5 protein-coding genes are annotated in these 5,471 nt (G+C 71.0%); all 5 read left to right on the plus strand.

Translation table 11 applies throughout. The features are described from left to right. Positions 1-47: 47 nt before the first annotated feature. On the plus strand, positions 48-1,133 hold the full coding sequence (locus tag GRX31_RS30080) for a GTP-binding protein (RefSeq protein WP_160856213.1): 1,086 nt from the start codon (positions 48-50) through the stop codon (positions 1,131-1,133). Between the two features lie 46 nt (positions 1,134-1,179). Then, positions 1,180-2,178, plus strand: coding sequence for a Bug family tripartite tricarboxylate transporter substrate binding protein (locus tag GRX31_RS30085; protein ID WP_160856215.1), 999 nt, complete (start codon positions 1,180-1,182; stop codon positions 2,176-2,178). Positions 2,179-2,263: 85 nt separating this feature from the next. Next, entirely contained in the window at positions 2,264-3,382 is a 1,119-nt protein-coding gene (locus GRX31_RS30090; RefSeq protein ID WP_074921509.1) for a porin, read from the plus strand. Positions 3,383-3,513: 131 nt separating this feature from the next. Next, entirely contained in the window at positions 3,514-4,494 is a 981-nt protein-coding gene (locus GRX31_RS30095; protein ID WP_013800704.1) for a quinone oxidoreductase family protein, read from the plus strand. Further along, positions 4,491-5,471: LysR family transcriptional regulator (locus GRX31_RS30100; RefSeq protein WP_160856217.1), on the plus strand; the 981-nt coding region annotated here is incomplete at its 3' end. The genes GRX31_RS30095 and GRX31_RS30100, both read left to right, overlap by 4 nt.

The raw sequence follows: 5,471 nt of genomic DNA on the forward strand, positions 1-5,471 counted from the left end.
GAGGTGCATGGTGGGGCACAGGGCGGGGTACAGGGCGGGGTGGCGTCATGAGCGGGCATTTCTCCAGCCTGCTGGCCCTGCCCGAAGCGGCGGGCCAGCGCATTCCGGTCACCGTGCTCACGGGCTTTCTGGGCAGCGGCAAGACCACGCTGCTCAACCGGCTGCTGGCGCTGCCGGACCTGCACGGGACGGCCGTCATCGTCAACGAGTTCGGTGCGGTCGGCATCGACCAGGACCTGACCAGCCTGGCCTGCGAGGACACGGTGCTGCTGGCCAATGGCTGCCTGTGCTGCAGCGTGCGCGGCGATCTGGTGGAGGCGCTGGAGCGCCTGGCCCTGCGCGAACAGGGCGCGCCGCTCCGCGTGCTGATCGAAACCAGCGGCCTGGCGGACCCGGGGCCGATACTGCGCTCCTTCCTGGGCGAGCCCGCCGTGCGCGTGCGCTATGCGCTGGCCGGCGTGGCCTGCACGGTCGATGCCGTGCTGGGCAGCGCCACGCTGGCAGGCTATCCCGAAGCCGTGCGGCAACTGGCCGTGGCTGACCTGGTGCTGCTGACCAAGACAGACTTGCTGGGCGGCGCACAGCCCGCTGCGCAACTGCTGGCCCAGGTGCAGGCCATCAACGGCGAGACGCCGCAAGGCATGGACCCCGGCCACCATGTGGCGCTGCTGCAGCGGCTGATGTCGGAAGGCGCGACGGGGCAGGAGGACGCCGCTGCGGGCATGCTCCAGGCACCCGGCTACCGGGCCATGGCTCCGGTGACAGCTCCGGTGACTGCGCCGGCAGGAACGCACCGCGACGGCATCTCGTCCTTTGTGCTGCAGCGCGACGAGCCCCTGCCCGCGCAGGCGTTCGGCGAATGGATGGACTGGGTCACGGCCATGCGCGGCGATGACCTGCTGCGCGTCAAAGGCATCGTGCACCTGCAGGAGCACCCGGACCAGCCCCTGGTCATCCATGGCGTGCAGCACCTGTTCGCCCCGCCGCAGACGCTGCCCCGCTGGCCGGATGCCGACCGGCGCACGCGCATCGTTTTCATCACGCGGGGGCTGGATGCCCAGGCCCTGGACGACACGCTGAGCGTGCTGGTGCGCAGGCACAGGCGGCGCGCGCCGATTCAGGACCCGGGCTGAGCCACGCAACGGCCGGCCCATTTTCAAAAGAAACAGGAGACAAAGCATGAAAACTCTGACACGGCTGAAGGGGCCGGTGCTGGGCGCCTTACTGGGTGCGCTGGCTGCCTTGCCCATCGCCTGCATGGCCTCGTCCAGTGCGCCCGCCGCCTTTCCCGAGCCGGGCAAGATGGTCAAGGTCATCGTCCCCTTCGTGGCGGGCGGCGGCGTGGACAGCGCCGCGCGGCTGTTCGCCGAGCAGTTGCGCAAGCAGCTGGGCACGACGGTCATCGTAGAGAACCGCGTGGGCGGCAGCGGTGTGGTGGGGGGCCGTGCGGTGCTGGCGGCTGCCCCCGATGGCTACACCCTGCTGTTCTCGGCCGCCACGCATGTGCTGGCCAAGCAGGTATTGGCCCATCCGCCCTATGACCCGCAGACCGACTTTGTCCCCGTGGCGCGCGTGGGCGAGGCGCCGCTGATGCTGGTGATCTCGCCGCAGCTGCCCCACAGCAAGCTGGGCGAGGTGCTGGCCGCAGGCGCCAAGAGCACGTGGACGGCGGCCATTCCCGCCGTGGGCGCACCCAGCCACCTGGCCACGCTGCTGCTGGCCCAGCAGGGCCGCATGCGCCTCGAGTACGTGCCCTACAAGGGCACGCAGCCCGCGCTGGTCGATGTGGGCGGCGGCCATGTGGACCTGCTGCTCGACTCCATGGTCTCCGTGCTGCCGCTGGCCAAGGCCGGCAAGGTGCGGCCGATTGCCATCACCTCCGGCAAGCGCAGCCCGCTGGCGCCCGAGGTGCCCACCATGCAGGAAAGCGGCCTGCCGCGGTTTGCCTACACGTCCTGGTACGGACTGTGGGCGCCCAAGGACACGCCTGCCGACCGGGTGCAGCGGCTGAACCAGGCCTCCAACGCGGCGGTGGCCGAGCTGGCCAGGTCCGGCGCCTTCGCGGGCCTGGGCATCGACACGGTTTCGGAGAGCACCGAGCAGTTCAAGCGCTTCATCGCCGCCGATGTGGCGCAGAGCGCCGCGCTGCTCAAGGGCGCGGGCTTCAAGCCCGAGTAGCCGGGCAGACCCGGGCACACGCCCGAGAAAAACAAAGAGCAAAGAGCAAAGAGCAAAGCAAAGCAAAAAACCACAAGGAGACAACATGCAGGTTTTCATACGCCATGCCCTGGCCGCCTCGCTGGGGCTGGCCGCCGCGCATGCGGGCGCGCAGTCCTCGGTATCGATCTCGGGCACCGTCGATGTGAGCGTCAGGCAAGTGCGCAACCAGGGCCTGGGAACGGTCACCTCGCAGGCCAGCGGCGCCAACTCCACCAGCAAGCTGGTGTTGCGGGGGCAGGAGGACCTGGGCGACGGCCTGAGCGCGGGCTTCTACCTGGACGGCAGCCTGCTGGCAGACACCGGTGCCATGGGCGCCAGCGGCCCGTTCTGGGACCGGCGCTCCACGGTCAGCCTGGCCTCGCGGCAATGGGGTGAGCTGCGGCTGGGGCGGGACTGGGTACCCACGCACCTGGTGTGGAGCGGCTTCGATCCGTTTGCCACGCTGGGCATCGGCAGCGCCAATGGCTTTCGCTCGTTCACGGCTTCCCGCGCGCTGGGCCAGGCCTTCGGCACGGCGCCGGAGTCGCAGGCTGCCAATCCCACGCTGCGCGTGAGCAATGCGGTGGAGTATTTCCTGCCGGCCGGCCTGGGCGGGCTGCAGGGCGTGTCCGGCAGCCTGATCGCCACCCTGGGCGAGAAGGGCGCCACGGCGGCAGGCCAGACGCGCGGCAACGGCTTTCGGCTGGGCTGGGCGGGCGCGGGCTGGAACGTGGCGGGCGCGCAGTTCACCACGCGCAACACCCTGAGCGGCATCCATTTCAAGGACCAGAGCTACGGCGTCTCCTACGACTTCGGCTGGCTCAAGGCCAGCCTGGCCCAGCGCCGCTGGGTGCATGGCGTGGACCGCACGGTCAACACCCTGGTGGGCATGAGCGTTCCCGTGGGCAGCGGCGTGGTCAAGCTCAGCTACGTCAAGGCCGACCAGAAGGGCGCGACGGCGGCGCAAAGCGCCAGCGATGCCGACCTGTGGGCGCTGGGCTATGTGCACTCGCTGTCGCGGCGCACGGCGCTGTACGCGCATGCGGCCCGCATGTCCAACCGCAATGGGGCGGCCTTCGCCATTGCCGGGGGTGCGGCCGTCAGCGGCAATCCGGCCGCGGCCAATTACTTTGGCGGGCGCGCTTCCACGGCCTTCGAGCTGGGCCTCCGGCACGACTTCTGACGGGCGGCGTGGGCGGCGTGCGCGCTGGTTCGTGGTCATTGCTGCACCCCATGCAGCAGTGAACTGCACGCCGGCCTATTGCTGCCCTCAATCGCTTCTTCTACGCTGCACCCATTTCACGGAGCAGCGAGATGAATCCATTGATCAAGGTCCGCATGGACGCCGCAGGCACCCCCGACGCCATGCGCCTGGAGCCGGTCGAGGTGCAGGCGCCCGGCCCCGGCCAGGTCTGGCTGGAGCAGACGGCCATCGGCGTGAACCCGCTGGACGTGAGCCAGCGCAAGGGCGCTGTCGCCATCGCCTTTCCCTCGGGCCTGGGGCTGGAGGGCGCGGGGCGGGTGGCCGCCGTGGGCGAGGGCGTGACGAATGTGGCCGTGGGCGAGCGCGTGGGCTACGCCACGGGGCCGCTGGGCGCCTATGCCAGCGCCCGCCTGTATCCGGCCGAGCGCCTGGTGAAGCTGCCCGATGCGCTGCCTGACGACGCGGCGGCGGCCGTGCTGTTCAAGGGCATCACGGCGCAGTACCTGCTCAAGACCACCCATGCCGTAGGCCCCGGCAGCCGCATCGTGATCTATGGCGCCGCCGGTGCGCTGGGCCAGTTGATGTGCGCCTGGGCCAGGCACCTGGGCGCCCTGGTGATCGGCGTGGTGTCCAAGGCGGCCAGCGTGGAGCGCGCGCGGGCTGCCGGCTGCGACGAGGTCTTCGTGTTCGATGCGGCCACGCTGCCGGGCCAGGTGCTGCAGGCCACCGGGGGCCTGAAGGCCGATGTGGTCTACGACCCCATCGGTCGCACGACGCTGGGCGCCTCGCTGGACTGCCTGCGCCCGCGCGGCCTGCTGGTGTCCTTCGGCGCGACCTCCGGCCTGCCCGATCCCATCTCGGTGGCCACGCTCAATGCCAAGGGCTCGCTGTTCCTCACGCGCCCCTCGCTGGCCGCGCACACGGCCACGGCGGCCGAGTACCAGGAGCGCGCACGGGACGTGCTGGCCGCCGTGGCGGCCGGCATCATCGTGCCCGGCGTCTGGCGCCGGTATGCGCTGGCGGAGGTGGCGCAGGCGCATGGCGATCTGGAGCAGGGACGCTCCCAAGGTGCGATCATCCTGACCCCATGAACCTTCTGGACAGCCAGCACGCCGATGAACTGGCGGCCCTGGTGGCGCTGCATGAACAAGGCTCCTTCGCTGCGGCGGGGCGGGCCTTGCTGCGCCATCCGTCCGTGCTGTCCAAACGCCTGAACGCGCTGGAGACCCGGCTGGGCGTGCGGCTGGTGGAGCGCAGCACACGCCATCTGCACCTGACCGACGAGGGCCTGCGCCTGGTGGACAAGGTGCGCCAGGCGGCCGGCCTGATTGCCGATGCCCAGAAGGAGGCCGCCCAGGGCGCCTCGCAGGCGCGGGGCCGGCTGCGGCTGTCGCTGCCGGCCGCCATGGGACGGCGCTGGCTCAGCCCGCTGCTGGCGGAGTTTGCGCTGGCCCATCCGCAGATCGTGCTGGAGGTGGAGTATGCGGACCGCTTCGTGGACATCGTGGGCGAGCGCTTCGACGCGGCGGTGCGCATAGGCCGGCTGGCGGACAGCCGTCTCGTGGCGCTGCGGCTGGGCGGGCACCAGCGCATCCTGGGCGCATCGCCCGCCTACCTGCAGGCCCACGGCACGCCCGCGCACCCCGAGGACCTGGCGGCGCACCGCTGCCTGGGCTTCACGGGGCTGCAATCGTTTCCGCAATGGGAGCTGGTGCACGGTGGCGCATCGGGCGATGTGCCTCAGGGCCAGGCCCGGCACACGGTGCTGGTGCGCGGCCCCATGGTCAGCAATGACAGCGAGGCCCTGCTCACGGCGGCCGTCATGGGGGTGGGCATTCTGGCCGGCGGCGACTGGCTGATGAGCGAGCACATGGCCGCAGGCCGGCTGGTGCGGGTGCTGCCGCAATGGCGCCTGGATGGCGCCTCGGGCATCTACTTCGTGCGGCCCTCGGCGGCGTTCAGCAGCGCGGCCATGACGGCGCTGCGCGACTGCCTGGTGCGGTGGTTTGCCACGCGCAGCCCCTGGCGCACGGGGCATGACACACTGGCGCCGCCCCCACCCCTGCCC

Source organism: Delftia sp. CH05 (genome assembly GCF_009827015.1).
Taxonomy (GTDB): Bacteria; Pseudomonadota; Gammaproteobacteria; order Burkholderiales; family Burkholderiaceae_C; genus Comamonas; species Comamonas tsuruhatensis.